The 14,264-nt window shown below is 69.2% G+C and carries 15 protein-coding genes and 1 pseudogene; 13 read left to right on the top strand and 3 right to left on the bottom strand.

Annotation, left to right across the window (positions count from 1 at the left end):
* Nucleotides 1–225: 225 nt before the first annotated feature.
* Entirely contained in the window at nucleotides 226–2,469 is a 2,244-nt protein-coding gene (locus ABZ454_RS10845) for a hypothetical protein (RefSeq protein ID WP_359537204.1), read from the bottom strand.
* Between the two features lie 827 nt (nucleotides 2,470–3,296).
* On the opposite strand from ABZ454_RS10845, the gene ABZ454_RS10840 reads away from it, so the two are divergent.
* The 6 genes from ABZ454_RS10840 (at nucleotide 3,297) to ABZ454_RS10815 (ending at nucleotide 6,094) form a co-directional block, all read left to right on the top strand.
* Nucleotides 3,297–3,686, top strand: a complete 390-nt coding sequence (locus ABZ454_RS10840) for a DUF6221 family protein (RefSeq protein ID WP_359537202.1) — start codon at nucleotides 3,297–3,299, stop codon at nucleotides 3,684–3,686.
* Complete coding sequence (locus ABZ454_RS10835) at nucleotides 3,676–3,909, top strand: hypothetical protein (RefSeq protein ID WP_359537201.1); 234 nt, start codon at nucleotides 3,676–3,678, stop codon at nucleotides 3,907–3,909. Before ABZ454_RS10840 ends, ABZ454_RS10835 begins: the two co-directional genes overlap by 11 nt.
* A gap of 166 nt (nucleotides 3,910–4,075) precedes the next feature.
* Complete coding sequence (locus tag ABZ454_RS10830; RefSeq protein ID WP_359537199.1) at nucleotides 4,076–4,216, top strand: hypothetical protein; 141 nt, start codon at nucleotides 4,076–4,078, stop codon at nucleotides 4,214–4,216.
* Between the two features lie 21 nt (nucleotides 4,217–4,237).
* Nucleotides 4,238–4,471: a hypothetical protein gene (locus tag ABZ454_RS10825; RefSeq protein ID WP_359537198.1), complete on the top strand. Its 234-nt coding sequence runs from the start codon at nucleotides 4,238–4,240 to the stop codon at nucleotides 4,469–4,471.
* 1 nt (nucleotide 4,472) lies between these two features.
* A complete protein-coding gene (locus ABZ454_RS10820; RefSeq protein WP_359537197.1) occupies nucleotides 4,473–4,643 on the top strand; it encodes a hypothetical protein in 171 nt (56 codons plus the stop codon).
* A 464-nt stretch (nucleotides 4,644–5,107) separates the two neighbouring features.
* Entirely contained in the window at nucleotides 5,108–6,094 is a 987-nt protein-coding gene (locus tag ABZ454_RS10815; RefSeq protein ID WP_359537196.1) for a DUF4238 domain-containing protein, read from the top strand.
* Here ABZ454_RS10815 and ABZ454_RS10810 read toward each other — a convergent pair whose 3' ends face one another.
* Nucleotides 6,095–6,499, bottom strand: a complete 405-nt coding sequence (locus ABZ454_RS10810) for a hypothetical protein (RefSeq protein ID WP_359537194.1) — start codon at nucleotides 6,497–6,499, stop codon at nucleotides 6,095–6,097.
* Nucleotides 6,500–6,519: 20 nt separating this feature from the next.
* Here ABZ454_RS10810 and ABZ454_RS10805 point away from each other — a divergent pair.
* Both ABZ454_RS10805 and ABZ454_RS10800 read left to right on the top strand, forming a co-directional pair.
* Nucleotides 6,520–6,603, top strand: a pseudogene (locus tag ABZ454_RS10805) (hypothetical protein); the annotation flags it as partial.
* Nucleotides 6,592–7,317, top strand: a complete 726-nt coding sequence (locus tag ABZ454_RS10800; RefSeq protein WP_359537486.1) for a LysR substrate-binding domain-containing protein — start codon at nucleotides 6,592–6,594, stop codon at nucleotides 7,315–7,317. The pseudogene ABZ454_RS10805 and the gene ABZ454_RS10800, both read left to right, overlap by 12 nt.
* A gap of 149 nt (nucleotides 7,318–7,466) precedes the next feature.
* Here the strand turns inward: ABZ454_RS10800 and ABZ454_RS10795 are convergent, their stop codons facing one another.
* Nucleotides 7,467–7,955 carry a flavin reductase family protein gene (locus ABZ454_RS10795; RefSeq protein ID WP_359537192.1) on the bottom strand — a complete coding sequence of 163 codons (489 nt, stop codon included), beginning with the start codon at nucleotides 7,953–7,955 and terminating at the stop codon, nucleotides 7,467–7,469.
* Between the two features lie 565 nt (nucleotides 7,956–8,520).
* On the opposite strand from ABZ454_RS10795, the gene ABZ454_RS10790 reads away from it, so the two are divergent.
* From ABZ454_RS10790 to ABZ454_RS10770, 5 genes are all read left to right on the top strand, one after another.
* On the top strand, nucleotides 8,521–10,647 hold the full coding sequence (locus tag ABZ454_RS10790) for a cellulose binding domain-containing protein (protein WP_359537191.1): 2,127 nt from the start codon (nucleotides 8,521–8,523) through the stop codon (nucleotides 10,645–10,647).
* 324 nt (nucleotides 10,648–10,971) lie between these two features.
* Entirely contained in the window at nucleotides 10,972–11,097 is a 126-nt protein-coding gene (locus ABZ454_RS10785; RefSeq protein WP_359537190.1) for a hypothetical protein, read from the top strand.
* A 403-nt stretch (nucleotides 11,098–11,500) separates the two neighbouring features.
* Nucleotides 11,501–11,656 carry a hypothetical protein gene (locus ABZ454_RS10780; protein WP_356321841.1) on the top strand — a complete coding sequence of 52 codons (156 nt, stop codon included), beginning with the start codon at nucleotides 11,501–11,503 and terminating at the stop codon, nucleotides 11,654–11,656.
* Between the two features lie 485 nt (nucleotides 11,657–12,141).
* Entirely contained in the window at nucleotides 12,142–12,945 is an 804-nt protein-coding gene (locus ABZ454_RS10775; protein ID WP_356321842.1) for an alpha/beta hydrolase, read from the top strand.
* A 32-nt stretch (nucleotides 12,946–12,977) separates the two neighbouring features.
* Nucleotides 12,978–14,237: a SpoIIE family protein phosphatase gene (locus ABZ454_RS10770; protein ID WP_359537484.1), complete on the top strand. Its 1,260-nt coding sequence runs from the start codon at nucleotides 12,978–12,980 to the stop codon at nucleotides 14,235–14,237.
* Nucleotides 14,238–14,264 lie beyond the last annotated feature (27 nt).

The raw sequence follows: 14,264 nt of genomic DNA, 5'->3' as shown, positions 1-14,264 counted from the left end.
CGATGGGCGTGAATTCTCAGCTCCGGGCGAGGCACACCCAGGTTCTCAGCCGTCTGTTCCGTCATGTATTGCACGATCCTCCGGCCACGCGAGACCTACACCGCAGTGACGCCCTCGGCATCCAGGGCGGACACCACATCGGCAGCGGACAGAGGTTGAGCCATACTCCCTCCAGGGCATGGGAAAGCCCTGGCCGTTGGAGCGGGGCAGGGTGTTGGCCAGGGATTACACGATCTGCTCGTATACCGAGAAGATCAGGACGGAGTGCGCGCCGACCGCCGTCACCGTGCCCGTGCTGGCCGAGGTCCTGGCCGCTGACAGGCGCAGGGTGTGGGTTCCGGCGGCGAGACTGGTGATGTCCCACTGCTGCGACGGTGTCCCCTGGGAGCCCGCTGCGGTATCGCCCCACCGGCCAAAGGTCGGGATGGTGGAGCCGTCGACTACCAACTGTGTGGAGCAGAAGGACGACGCGGTCAGGGCGGTCCCGCCGTTGAGAAAGTTCACCGCTCCGTCCGCGATGATCCGGGCGTTCGCCCCGGTCGTGACGGTGATCTCGGCGCCGGGGATAAGGGTGGTCGTCCCGGTCACGGCTAGGTCACCTGTCCCAGTTGCCGAGTACACCTCGGGCCGCGCCCAGTTGAGGCGCAACGAGGTCAGGCGCATCCCGGACAGAATCGGCATGTGGTCCTCCAACAGGGCGGCGATGGTCGGGGTAGCGAGGCGGACGTCGGTGCCGGACGCCTGCGCCTTGGCGACGCCGTTGATGCTGCGCGTCACAGAGAACGACTGCGAGACAGTCGTGCCGATGCAGGAGTTAACCCGCATCACCTCACCGCCGACCCGGATGTTGAACGGGAAATCCGACGGGTACGTGGCCGAGTCGACCCAGCGGGGGCCGACGGTCGTGTTCACGTTGCAGACGGTTGTGGTCGCCGTCATCGCCCCGTTCAGCACGGTGCCAGCCGTGTCCGCCCGGGCCAACGCGGGGTCACCCTCGACGCCCACCTGCCACGGGCTGGCGGGCGTGCAGTTGTACGTGAGCGTCCACTCGAACTGGCTGAGCACCTCCGTGTATCCGAGCGCGTGCTGGTCGATGGTGTCCGGGGGCAGCCACGCCGGGGGGTGCGCGATCGTGAGCCGGTCCCCGATGTCCATGCCGAGGACGGTGTCGATGAGGTGCGGGGCTGCGTGCAGCCACACACTGATCGTCGGGTAGCGGGCCTCGTCCACGGTGCCGAGGTGGACCCGCCATCCGACGATCCGCTCGGGCTGCGTGTCGTCGTACAGCGACAGGGTCAGGGACTCGTCATACGGGCCGACCCCGGCCGGTGGCGGGTTCACCGAAAGGGGACCGGCGGCCTGCACGACTCGGTCGGACGACCCGCCGGAGCAGGTGACGGTCGTGTCATTGCGGAGATTCTGGTCGTCCTCGGTCGGCTCCAGCGGCGGCGGCACCTCGCCCGTCGCAAGGTAGTCGAGGGCCAGGGCCACGCGCTGGTTGTACAGCGAGGCCCGGTCCCGGTACACCAGGACGGCCCGGTCCAGGCGCTCGTGCAGGATCCCGCCGTCCGTCTCGGCCGCCTCGCCCAGCAGGTCCAGCAGCGTGCTCGGGCGCTGCGGCCCCATCCGCTCGGACGACGTGCTCGGGTCCCCGACACGCCAAGACAGGTCCAGCTGCGCCGCCTCCTCGTCGGCGAGCCGGGCCATGCGGTTGACGACGGATTCACCAGCGAACCCGTCGTCCGCGCCCTCGAAAATGCTGGACGCGGGCGGGCTGCCAGACACTCCCGTTCCCGGGGTCCCGGACACCGCGAGGTGCCCAATGGCCATGCCCTCAGTCGCGTGCCCCCACAACCCGCGGACGGTGGTGACCCGGCCCTGTGTCGTCGTCGCGAACGTCGACGCGTAGTAGCGGATGTTTGCCGACACGTCCCGCCACGTTGCCTGGACCCGGGTCTGTCCGCCGCCCGCATCCCCGGAGTAGATCGCCACCCGGTTCCATCCCCCGGTGAAGGCGGCGATCGACGGCTCGCCTGTGTTCAGGAAGAACGCCAGGATGGCGTCGTCCTTGTCGAGCATCTCGATGCGGATCCCGGCCGTCGACGCGTACAGCACGACGGTGCGGAGCACGGCTCCGGTGACGGCTACCCGCACGATTTCGGTCTGCGCGGCGGGCATGGTCGGGAGGTTGTAGACGAATTCGACCTGCCACCCGACCGTGGTGGTGCCGGGCACCCGGGTCATGAGCGAGGCCGGGTTCGTGAGTTTGGGCAGCGGGGACGATCCGCCCAGGCTGTCCTCCGCTGCGAAGTCGAGCCCGGTCGTGGTCAGGGGCAGGACGTTGGGCAGCGGCGAGTATGCGGCGGTCGCGCCCTGCTCGTCCTCCATCGGCCAGTACGCGAGCATGCCCGTACTGGACGGGATACGGCGGCGCAGCGTGGAGTCCAGAGCCTTTTTGCCCTGCCCCATGCGGCGGAGGATTCCGGCCGCCTCGATCGCACCCACACGTCCTTGCCGGACACGTCCCAGCGGGACGGCCACGCACTGATCTCACCGACGAATCGGTACTGCCTGTTGCTGATGGCAGCTGTTCCGGTCACCGACCAGACTCGGCCGGCCGAGTCCGTGAACCCGGTCGCACCGGGGGCCTTGGCCCGGAAATCCGGGGACGCCACCACGGTCCCGCCGATGCCGTTACGGACCTCGGCCCGGTGCACACGGCCCCGGAGCGGGGCGACGCCGGTCGCGGCGAGCGGCGCCAGCTCCAGCGTGGCGGTGCCCGCGAAGATGCTCGTCACGCCCGGCACCACGAGCGGGGCACCGATCACAGTCCAGGGACCGGCCAGCGACTCAGCCCAGTACAGGGTTGCGGTCAGCCCGCCGGCCCCGTTGTCCACGTCGAGGGTAGCCCGGAGAGCAGCGCGGCGCGGTAGCGCAGGCAGCGGCTGGGACGCGAAGAAGGTACTGGCCCCGTTGGGGGACCAGTTCAGGATGACGGTGCTGTCGGAGAGCCGGAGCATGTAGCTCTTCTGGCTCGTCGCGGTGATCCACTTTCCGATAAGTGCCTGCGACCCGGCCGCGTACCAGTCCGCGGTGGCCTCCACCCGGATGTCGATGCCCCCCGTGATGTCGAGGGCGGCCGCGTCCGGTGTCGTGTGGTCTCTCAGGAGCTGCTCGCGGAGAGGCGCAGGCGTGTCATCGCTGGGTCCCTCCGGTGACCGGGAAATAGCGCAAGTTCCCCTCCGCCGGAGCGGGTTGCCGTGGATGATGGCCCCCAGCGCTTACTGACGAGGGGGATGGCGATGATGCGAGACGACTTCGAGCTCAAGGTGGAGTTCCTGGTGGCCCGCCTTCGCGAGGACGAGAAGGCCGCCCGTGCACTGAAGCCCGGCAAGAACGCGGACGTGGAACAGTTGCAGGCCCGGGTCCTCGCCGACGTCGAGATGAAGAGAAGGCTCCTGGGGTGGATGTACGAGCCCCAGGAGAGGGTGGGGGACGGGGGGAACTCCTTCTGGGGTGGCGTCGTCGCTAGTGCGATCACCAACCAGTGGATGAGGTCTCGTCAGCCGGTGATCGAGGAACTCGTTCTGGCTTACGTCGGCCACCCCGACTACCACGCCGAGTGGCTGCCGATCGAGGACGAGGTCCCCGTCCGTACCCGGAGCCGCGTCGGCCATGAGTCCTGAGGCCCGCCAAGAGGACCTGGAGCGCCACGGGCTGGCCGAGGAGCCGGATGGATACCTCCTCTCCCTGCGGGGCTTTCAGGCGGGCATGAGGGCGGCTCGGGCCCTGCGGGACCAAGGGGACGAGGAGGCGGTACGGCTGCTGGCCCTGGATGCCTCCGACCCACTCCGCTGGGAGTACGCCCGGTGCCTCCAGATCGAGGCCTTCTCCCGCTCGGGAATTTAAATTCGAGGGCTCACCCCTCGCCGCACTCTAACGATTATTGGAGAACTCCCCAGACCCCCAGAAGTCCGCTACCCTGATCGCGCAGGCCCGCTCTGGATTTACCTCCGGAGCGGGCCTCGTGTCGTATCTGGGGTTCGTCGATTTTAAATTTCTTGAGGGGGCATCTATGGCGCAGTGCCCGACCTGCAACGACGGGGAGTTCCGCTGTCCGCCCGTCTGTCCGTTCATCCCGCCCGGCGGGACCGCGGAGCAGGCCATGGCGATGCTCGCCGACGACGAACCCGAGGTCTTCGATGGCGACTGGTGAATTTAAATTCGAGGGGATCCCATGGAATGGGAGCAGAAGGGCCACTACGAGACCGAGAGCGGCGACCGGGTCACGGTGCTGGAGCTGGGTGGGAGCTGGAAGCTCGCCTGGTCCTACGGCTGGCCGCACTGCGGTCTCCAGCTCATCGACTTCGGCACCGACGGCGGGCGGGCGGTGACCACCTTCACGAGCTCCCGGGAGGGCAAGGCGCTCACCTTCGACAGTCGCGAGGCCTGGCAGAACGGGAGCGTCTGAGATGGCCATGCTGTACACGGTGCACGCCTTCAGCAACCTGTCGGAGCACGCTCCGAGCCGGGGAGGCGTGTACATCATCACCGACCTCACCGAAGCCCAGGTGGAGGCCCTGAAGGCCCGGGAGACCGAGGAGCACCCGGACCGCTGGCTGAAGGTGGAGGAGCAGGGATGAACGTGCGCTGCCCGGAGTGCTACGAGCCGGCCCAGGAATCCCCGGCCACCGACATAGCCCCGTGTTGGGGTCCTCCCGTGGTCGGCGCCAGCGGGTATGAGCCCGCTCAGCCGGAGTTCTTGTGAAGGGTCTGGTCATCATCGACCCGGAGGCCCTTGGCGGCTTCCGAAGGGTCTTGTACGGGCCCGTCGTAAATGGCCGCCCCCTGCGTTCTCCCGCCGCGCGAAAGCTTGTGGGCAACCTGGTTGCCTGTCAGCTTCGTTGGGCCGAGAGGGAACGCCTGGAGGCCGCCTGGGTCGAACGGCAGATGGCCACTGCGCCCCCGCTGACCGTGGCGCAGACGCGGATGCTCCGTCGCGTGAAGACTGACCTGACCCGGGCGGCTCGCATCCACGGGGCTTCGGGACAGCGGCATCTACGGTAAACCCCCTGGCGTTGTCAGTCGGTGCGCTTACCGTAACGAGATGGGAAGCTCCAAGAAGGGCCTGAAGAGGGCCAATCACACTGTGCCCAGGTCCTACCTGGAGCGCTTCGCCGACGAACATAAGCAGATTACGAAGGTGCGCCTGGGGGGCGGGGAGGGTCGTCGAGAGCCGATCAAGCGTTCTACCGTTATCAGAGACTTCTACCTCATGGAGACCGCCTCCGGCGAGTGGACTGATGCTGTCGAGGATGCGTTCGGTGACATCGAGAACAAGGGCATCCAGGCGATACGGGCGATCGTTGATCAGAGGGAGTGGCCGCCAGCTAAAGAGCATCGCGTCGCGCTCTCCATGTGGGCGGCACTCCAGCACGTCCGTGTCCCGGCGGTCAGGCAGCAGGGCGATGAGATCGCCGATTACCTGCTCAAACTGACCATCGCGGTTAAGGGCAAGCCGCAGATTCGCGAGGTCATGGAGAAGTCGCTCGGTCGGCCGCCCACCGCGGGGGAAGTGGAGGAGCGGTGGCAGTCGCTGACCGACTTTGACTCCTACTCCGTGAAGCAGCACCCGAACTACCACCTCAAGCTCATCAAAGATCTGGTGCCTCGGACCGCAGCCTTCTTCCACAGCCGGTCGTGGGGGCTCTGCCGCTTCGAGAAGAAAACGCTTCTGACCTCGGACAGCCCGCTTGTTCTCGTGCCGAGGCCGGGCGACGATCCGTACGAAGGTGTTGGGTTGGCGACGGCTGCGGGTTTCCTGCTCCCTCTTGACCGGCGTGCGGCCCTCATGATCAGAGGAGATGAGGGTGCGGACTCGCGTATCCCGCCGACTGCGCACGTGGCGAAAACAATCAACCAGAAGGTCGTGCTGGAGGCGTACCGCAGCGTCTTCCATCATCCTGACGACAAGATCCTGGATGGCTTGGTCGTACCGGAGCCGAGTACCCGCGAGGTGGACATTAGAGGCGATCTTCGTGGCTTCCTCATGCCGGACGGGTGGCCAGCCCCCGTGGAGTCCGTGGACTCCTGATCACTTCCAAAACACCTCGACCCGGCCCGGGTTCCACACGTTGACGGGCCGGGTCGCGGGGTGGATCAGGATCTCCCTGATCAGGCTCCGGTATACGGACTGCTTCCGGGAGACGGAGTAGTCCCCCCACGCCTTACGCAGCTCCGCTGCACCGATCTCGGTGAGGTTGGCCTTGACGCTGTACTCGGCCGCCTCTCGGCGGGCCTTGGCGATGTTCTCGTCCAGCTTGGCGATGTTCTCGTCCAGCTTGGCGATGGCGTTCAGGATGACGCGCGGGGAGTGCTCGCCCGTGAGGGCCTCCTCCTCCCACTCGGCCTTCGTCTTCTCCCACTTCGCGAGCTTGGTCTCCAGAGCCGGCCGGGGGTCGTTGGGGTCGCTCTCGGCGAGGGCCTCGACCTGCTCCATACGCCCGAACAACAACCTCTGCGGTTTCCCAGCAGCTGTCCGCGCTGCGGCGCGACGTGGGAGTCGACCTGCTGCGCCCCGACGGGCGAACCGTGGCACTGACGGAGGCGGGGCGGGTGCTCCTCGAACACGCCGACCGGATCCTCGCAGCCGTGCAGGAGGCGGAGAGCGCCGTCGCCGCGGTCAAGGACACGGTCGGCGCCTCCGCCACGCTCGCCGCGTTGCCTTCGACCGTAGCCACGATCGTGGCCCCCGCGCTGACCACCCTGGGGGCGGACCACCCGCAGCTCACGGTGACCTGCCTGGTCACCGATCAGGCACAACTGCGGGAACTCACGCTGGGCACCGTCGATGTGCTGCTGGGCCAGAGGTACGACCACCTGCCCGCCACCGCGCCCCGGGGCATCGAGATCGTGCCGCTGCTCGACGATCCGCTGCTCGTCGTCAGCGCGGCCGGGCAGACCGACGAACGGCCGGTCGCCCTGCGGGAGCTGGCCACGCGCAGTCTCGCCCTGCCGCCGCCGTCCACGGACTGCGGGCAGGCCATCCGGCACGCCTGCCACCAAGCCGGATTCACCCCGGTGACGCGGTACCTCACCGCCGACATCGCCGCCCAACTCGCCCTCGCGCGGGCCGGCCTCGCCACCGCGCTCGTCCCCCGAACGGCCATCGACCCGGCTGCACCAGGCATCAGGACGGCGCCCATCGAGGACCGCCCGATCCAGCGTCTGCTCTTCGCCGCGACCCGTCACACCGAGACCGTGAACCCGACGATCACGGCCGTGGTCACAGCCTTGCGCACTGCCGCGCGGCAGTGACGGCCCCTCACGGGCGGGCCGCCGGGCCGCCTGGGGCTGGGGGAGTTCCTCGCCCCTCCCGGCAGGGCGCTCACGACATCGTGGACGAGGGCCCCTGCGCCCCCGCCTTCGGCCCGCCGTACGGCCGAGCGGCGGGCCGACGCGCCCCGTCAGTCCGCCGGATGCCCCGGCGTGATGTCGACGCCGTCGGACAGGAGCAGGAGACGGAGACCATCGCCCCCGGGGTGTTCCGCCGCCTCGGGAGCGAGGAGGAAACCGACGTGGTCGCCGCCGTCGACCCGGCTCTCGACCCGGCCGACGAACCAGGCGGGCGCCTCGTCGAGGACCGGGGCCCCGCCCGGGCCCGGGTGCCAGCGGGTCCGGGAGAACTTGTCGGTCTCGTCCCCGGTCTCGCCGCCGAACAGGTGGGCCAGGTGGCCCTGGTCGCGGCCCAGCAGGTGCACCGCGAGGCGATCGGCGCGGGCGGCGACGCGATAGGTCCGGTTGGCCTTCGACAGCCACACCATGAACCGGGCGGGTCGGATTGAGCACTGGGAACCGAAGCCGACGAGACAGCCTGACCGCTCGCCGGCCACGTCGGCGGTGACGACGTACAGCGGATAGTCGAGCGCGTCGGTGAAGGGATCCAGTTCGGTCACGGTTCTGGGCTCCTTGCCCGCGAGGTCGGATGCGGGGGTCACGTCCGAGGGGGATGTCATTTGAGCATCGAGACAGGGGTGTGATCCAGTCTGCCTGGGCCGTCAGGAGTGCTTCGGGGTGCGCCCCTTCACTTCCCGCGGACCGGGGGCGAGTCGTCGGCCGCGTGCGTGTGGTGATCCCCGCGACGGTGACTGCGGTGATCGACGGGGCGGGCGCATGGTTGCGCACGAGGGTGTGGCTTGCGCGGGGGCGGACATCGATGACCGAGGCTGGTCCGACACGCGGGCTTCGGCGTCACCGTCACGCCCGGCGAGGCGCGGTTGCCGTCACCCCGCCCGGATCCGACGTGCCCGGGCGTTGACAGGACATCGCCCCCCTCCCATGATGGGAGCGCTCCCATAGGCGACTCCGGCCGCCCCCGCACGTGCACGACCGCTCCGCACTCACGCCTCGTCGTCCGTGCCATCGGCGCGGAACGTCCGCATCCGCGGCGGCACCTGGTTCGTCAGGCGTCACGGTCCGACATGCCCCGTCCGTGCCACCGCATTCCTAGGGAGGACCCCCATGCCACGACCGCACCGACCCGCACGCCCGGCCGGTACCGGTTTACGCCCCCTCGCGCGTGGCGCGGCCGTGCTGGCCGCCTCGCTGGCCCTGCTGGCCTCGCTGGTCGGCGTCGCTCCCGCCGCGCCGCAGGAGGCGGACGAGGCGGACGTCGGTGTCCAGGTCAACGCCCAAGCGTCGCTGGGCACGTTGTCCGGCACCGCCCGCGGCGTCAACACCGCCATTTGGGACGCGCACATGAATGATCCCGAGGTCGCCGACCTGATGAAGGCGGCCGATGTGGGGGCGATGCGCTACCCGGGAGGTTCCTACGCGGACATCTACCACTGGGAGACGCATACGGCTCCCGGCGGGTACGTCGCCCCGGGCACCGGCTTCGACTCCTTCATGGCCACCGCCCGCGCCGCCGGCGCGCAGCCGATCCTGATCGCCAACTACGGCTCCGGCACCGCCGAGGAGGCGGCCGGCTGGGTCAGGTACGCGAACGTCACCAAGGGCTACGACGCGAAGTACTGGGAGATCGGCAACGAGATCTACGGCAACGGCCACTACGGCAGCGGCTGGGAGCACGACGACCACGAGGACAAGAGCCCCCGCGAGTACGCGCGCCAGGTGCGCGCCTACGCCGCGGCCATGAAGGCAGTCGATCCGACGGTCAAGATCGGCGCGGTCCTCACCACCCCGGGTGAGTGGCCGGACGGTGTCGTCGGCACGGGCGACTCCGGCGACTGGAACCACACCGTGCTCCCCGAAGTGGCCGACGTCATCGACTTCGTGAGCGTGCACTGGTACGCGGGTGGCGGCGAGACCACTGCCGAGGACGCCCTGGCCAGGCTGGCCAAGCTGCCCGGTGAGCTCCGGGAGGTGCGCAGCCAGATCGACCGTTTCGCCGGCGCGGACTCGCCGGACATCGCCATCGCCCTCACCGAGATCAACACCAACACCGGCGGCAGCCGGCTCACCGCCCGTCCGAACGGCTTGTTCGCCGCCGACGCGTTCATGACGGCCTTGGAGAACGGCGTGTTCGCCGTCGACTGGTGGAACACTCATAACGGCGCGGGCCAGATCACGACCGTCGACGGCGAGACCGACTACGGCGACATGGGGATGCTCTCCAGCGGCGCCTGCACCGGCGACGTGTGCGAACCGGCGCCCAACACACCGTTCCATCCCTACTACGGGATGAAGATGACCAGCGAACTGGGCACCGCGGGCGACACCATGGTCGCCGCCGAGTCCACCGCGCAGGACGTCTCGGCCCATGCCGTGCTCCGTCGTGACGGGCGGCTGAGTGTCATGCTCGTCAACAAGGACCCGGACACACCGCGGACCGTGGACCTCGACTACGCGGGCTTCACCCCGTCCGCCACCACGCCCCGGGTCACCCGCTACGCGCGGGGTGACAGCGACATCACCGACGTCGCCGACGGTGAGGCGTCCGCGTCCCGCGTCACCGTGCCGCCGTACGCGTTGCTCACCGTGACCCTCGAACCACGAGCAGGGACCGGGCCGGGCGCCTCGGCTGCAGGCACCCCCGGCACCCCGAGGCTGGACATGGCGACCGACACCACCGCCCGCCTGTCCTGGGCGGCCGCGGCGGGCGCCACCCGTTATCTCGTCCTCGAGCGAGACGGCGCCCACACCCGCGTGGTCGGTGAGACCACCGGCACCTCCGTCACCCTGCGGAATCTGCCGCCGGGCAGCACCCACACGGTCAATGTACTGGCGGCGGATGCCTCGGGGCGGCTCTCCGCCCCGTCCTCGCCCCTGACCCTCACCACCGGCACTCCCTCGGACGCCGCCTGCGCGGTGACGTATCACCGTGATACGAGCTGGGGCAACGGCTTCGTCGCCACGGTGACCGTCCGCAACCTCTCGGACACACCGATCACCGGCTGGACCGTGGACTGGGACTGGCCGACCGAGGGACAGTCGGTGTCCTCCAGCTGGAACGCCACGTTCCACCAGGTCGGTTCACATATGCGGGTGACCGCCTCCGAAGGTGCGGGGCCGCTGGCCCCGGACGGCGGTTCGGCGGCCTCCTTCGGATTCGTCGGCGCCAACGACGGGCCCAACCCCGACCCGACTTCCTTCCGGCTCAACGGCACCGTCTGCTCCAGCGGCTGACACCCGGAGTGCCGGGTCCGGGAGCGCGCAGTTGACCCGCTCCCGGACCGACCCGGCCCGCTACCGGCCTCTGGCCGGCAGACGGTCCGCGAGCCGGGTGGTCCTGCTCGGCCCGCTTCCTTGCCCTTCCGGCACCGTTTCGGCGAGGGTGGGCCGATGCCAGGACAGGGGAGAAGAAGGCGGCGGGCCGAGGCCGAGAGGCAGCGGCTCGCCGCGCGCACGGCGCCGGATGCGGGGCGGTGGGAAGTGGTGTGCGAGACGCGGGACGAGGCGGAGTTGCGCGCACAGCAGAGCCGTCTTAGGGAGGCAGGAGTCGACGGGTCGATGATCCGTATCGACGTCCTGTGCGGGCGGCTGACGCTGCCGACCACGTACCGGTTGAGCCGGTTCGTCGCGCACTCCGGCAATCGCGGGCCGCAGACGTCCTCGGGGGAAGACGCCACACGCTGAGGCACGACGAAGGGCCTCTCGGCCGGTGTGAACACCCCAAGCCACACCGGACCCGGAGGGCAGCCCTCAGCCCGTTGACGAGCCCAGACCATGATCACAGGCAACGCTCCCGAGTTCCGTGGACAAAACCCCTGCGGTCAGCCGTCGGCGGCGCTCCCAGGGCAGCTCCCCGCTCCGTCGCACCGCGGTCACGGCGATGGTCGGGGGAGGGCGATCGTGAAGGCCTGAATCCCGTTGTGACCTGAAGGTGTGCGTGAACCCGGAATCGCGGGGCACAAGGATGAGCGCGACAGGGACCTGATGGCTGTCAACGCGAGGTCGGTCAGGTCGTGCCGGTCGTGATGAGGCCGCTGGGAAGTGGCATTCCTCGTAGCGCCTACAAGACTCGATGATGGGAGCTGACATGATTCTGCTCGGTGCGGTTCTGCTGATAATTGGCCTGCTTGTCGGCGTGTCCTTGCTGACGACCATCGGCGGAGTGCTCGTCGTGGTGGGCGCCATTCTGTGGATCCTCGGTGCAAGCGGGCGCAAGGTCGGCGGGCGCAAGCATTACTTCTGATACGCCGCCGCTGCTGGTCAGCGGCTGAACAGAGCTCTCTACGTGCGGGTGGGCCGCGACACTGCGTCGCGGCCCACCCGCACGTCGCCCGCCCTCGCAACCGGAGCGAGCGGAGGGAGAGAGGTTACTGCCGGTGCAGTCGGGGAAGCCGGAAAGGGTGGCCGGGGACTCCGTTCACGAACCGCGACCTCCAGGAGCGGGGTCTCCGGTCACGCGCCCGCCGTCCGCAGGCATCTCCCTCGGCGCCGTGCGTCGGCGCGACGTACCGTCGTTCCCGGCCGTCACCGGCCGGATGGACCTCCCCGGCTTGCGAAGGCCACCGCGCGAGCGTTCGAGCGCAAGAGGAGCGAGCCCGGCCGTAAGCCCGGGGACGGCGCACCCCTCCAGCAGCCGGTCCCGGTGGCTGCGCCTGGCGCAAACCCCCTCTTGACCAGCCCGTTCCGGCAGACCGGGCCGTCACCTACCGGGAGTGTCAGACTGTTTTCATGGACGTGCTCAAGAGGAACCGGGTAGCGGTGACCGGCCAGGACAGCGGTCCGGTAGTGATGCTCGCCCATGGCTTCGGATGCGATCAGAACCTGTGGCGTCTCGTCGCGCCCGAACTCGAGAAGCACTTCCGGGTGGTCCTGTTCGACCATGTGGGGGCGGGGCAATCAGATGTGTCCACCTGGAGCCCTGAGCGGTACGCCACCCTGGACGGCTATGCGCAGGACGTGATCCAGATCTGCCAGGAGCTCGGCCTCGGACCCGTGACCTTCGTCGGGCATTCGGTCAGTGCCATGATCGGAGTCCTCGCCGCGGCCCAGGAGCCCGAGCTCTTCGACAGTCTGATCCTCCTCACCCCGTCGCCGTCCTACATCGATGACGGCGACTACCGCGGCGGCTTCAGCGAGGAGGACATCGGCGAGCTGCTCGAGTCGCTGGACAGCAACTATCTGGGCTGGTCAGCGACCATGGCTCCGGTGATCATGGGTAACCCGGAGCGTCCCGAGCTGGCCGAGGAGCTGACCAACAGCTTCTGCCGGACCGATCCGGACATCGCCCGGGTGTTCGCGCGAGCGACCTTCCTGTCCGACAACCGGGCGGATCTCGCCACGGTGAGCGTCCCGACACTCGTCGCCGAGAGCGCGCGCGACACGCTCGCCCCGCGCGAGGTGGGCGCGTTCGTCCACGCACAGATCCCCGGCAGCCAACTGGTCACGCTGGACTCGACGGGCCACTGCCCCCAGCTCAGCGCCCCCGAGGAGACGGCCGAGGCAATCATCGCCTTCGTGCAGGGGCGGCCGTGACGGTGCCGCCGGGCAGCGAGCGGACAGAGGGCGTGTGGGCTGCGGGCGACAGTGAGCAGGAACAGCTGCCCTTCGCCGCCCTGCTGGAGGACAGTGCCGAGGATCTGTACGAGAACGCGCCGTGCGGCTACCTCTCCACCCTGCTGGACGGCCGGATCGCCAAGGTCAACGAGACCCTGCTGAACTGGCTCGGATACCGGCGTGAGGAACTGGTGGGCCACAAACGGTTCTCCGACCTGCTGACCGTCGGCGGCAGGCTGTACCACGAGACGCACTTCGCGCCGCTGCTGCAGATGCAGGGCGAGGTCAACGGCATCGCTCTCGAGCTCAAGACCGCGGACGGCAGCCGACTGCCCGTCCTCGTCACCTCCGTCCTCAAGCGGGACAGCGACGGTGAGCCACTGCTCATTCGCACCACCCTCCTGGACGCCCGGGACAGACGTGCCTACGAGCGGGAGCTGCTGCGAGCCCGGCAGGAGGCCGAGCACGAACGCGAACGTCTGCAACGCCTTGCCACGACCCTGCAGCGCACCCTGATCCCGCCGGCTCTCGAACCGGTGCCAGGCCTGGAAGTAGCCGCGCAGTACCACTTCGCGTCGCCCGACGAGCTGGGCGGCGACTTCTACGACCTGTTTCCGCTGGCCGCTGGACGCTGGGGGTTCTTCATGGGGGATGTGCGCGGCAAGGGCGCGGGCGCGGCCGTCGTGACGTCGTTGGCTCGGTACACCCTGCGCGCCGCGGCGGTCTCCGATCCCGGGCCGGCCGGCGTCCTGGCCAATCTCAACGCTGCCATCAACCGCGAGTTCCAGGAAGACGAACCGCGCTTCTGCACCGTGATCTTCGGCCTGCTCACCCTCGCGGGAGACGGCGCGGGATTCCACGTCGTCCTGGCCGGTGGCGGGCATCCCCCCGCCATCCTGCTCCGCGCCGACGGGAGCGCCGACTACCTGCCCACGCCGGGAGGCCAGCTGGTCGGGGCCGTGCCGGACGCGCAGTTCACGACAGCCGACCTGGAGCTGGGCCCCGGGGACACGCTGCTGCTCTACACCGACGGGCTCACCGAGGCGCGTACGCGGAGTGAGGACGGACGCTTCGGCGACGAGGCGCTCCTGGAGTTCGCCCGGGCTCTCGCGCCCACCTCGGCTTCCGGCACCGTCGAGGCGCTCACCGAGCTTCTGAAATCGTTCGGCGACGGACTCGACGACGACACCGCGCTCCTGGCGATGGGGGTGCCCCGCGGCGACCACGCGGACGGAGCGGACGGCGAGGGGAGGGGCACCGGCCTGACATGAGCGGGACTGCCCGCCGCGAGTACCTCC

The organism is Streptomyces sp. NPDC005803 (assembly GCF_040630435.1).
GTDB lineage: Bacteria > Actinomycetota > Actinomycetes > Streptomycetales > Streptomycetaceae > Streptomyces.
This window is presented reverse-complemented; position numbering and strand designations above follow the sequence as displayed.

Bases quoted from the DNA above. Each gene is read 5' to 3' on its own strand.
- ABZ454_RS10845 (WP_359537204.1), bottom strand. From the start codon at position 2,469: ATGGGGCAGGGCAAAAAGGCTCTGGACTCCACGCTGCGCCGCCGTATC.
- ABZ454_RS10840 (WP_359537202.1), top strand. From the start codon at position 3,297: ATGGCGATGATGCGAGACGACTTCGAGCTCAAGGTGGAGTTCCTGGTG.
- ABZ454_RS10835 (WP_359537201.1), top strand. From the start codon at position 3,676: ATGAGTCCTGAGGCCCGCCAAGAGGACCTGGAGCGCCACGGGCTGGCC.
- ABZ454_RS10830 (WP_359537199.1), top strand. From the start codon at position 4,076: ATGGCGCAGTGCCCGACCTGCAACGACGGGGAGTTCCGCTGTCCGCCC.
- ABZ454_RS10825 (WP_359537198.1), top strand. From the start codon at position 4,238: ATGGAATGGGAGCAGAAGGGCCACTACGAGACCGAGAGCGGCGACCGG.
- ABZ454_RS10820 (WP_359537197.1), top strand. From the start codon at position 4,473: ATGGCCATGCTGTACACGGTGCACGCCTTCAGCAACCTGTCGGAGCAC.
- ABZ454_RS10815 (WP_359537196.1), top strand. From the start codon at position 5,108: ATGGGAAGCTCCAAGAAGGGCCTGAAGAGGGCCAATCACACTGTGCCC.
- ABZ454_RS10810 (WP_359537194.1), bottom strand. From the start codon at position 6,499: ATGGAGCAGGTCGAGGCCCTCGCCGAGAGCGACCCCAACGACCCCCGG.
- ABZ454_RS10790 (WP_359537191.1), top strand. From the start codon at position 8,521: ATGCCACGACCGCACCGACCCGCACGCCCGGCCGGTACCGGTTTACGC.
- ABZ454_RS10785 (WP_359537190.1), top strand. From the start codon at position 10,972: ATGATCCGTATCGACGTCCTGTGCGGGCGGCTGACGCTGCCGACCACG.
- ABZ454_RS10780 (WP_356321841.1), top strand. From the start codon at position 11,501: ATGATTCTGCTCGGTGCGGTTCTGCTGATAATTGGCCTGCTTGTCGGC.
- ABZ454_RS10775 (WP_356321842.1), top strand. From the start codon at position 12,142: ATGGACGTGCTCAAGAGGAACCGGGTAGCGGTGACCGGCCAGGACAGC.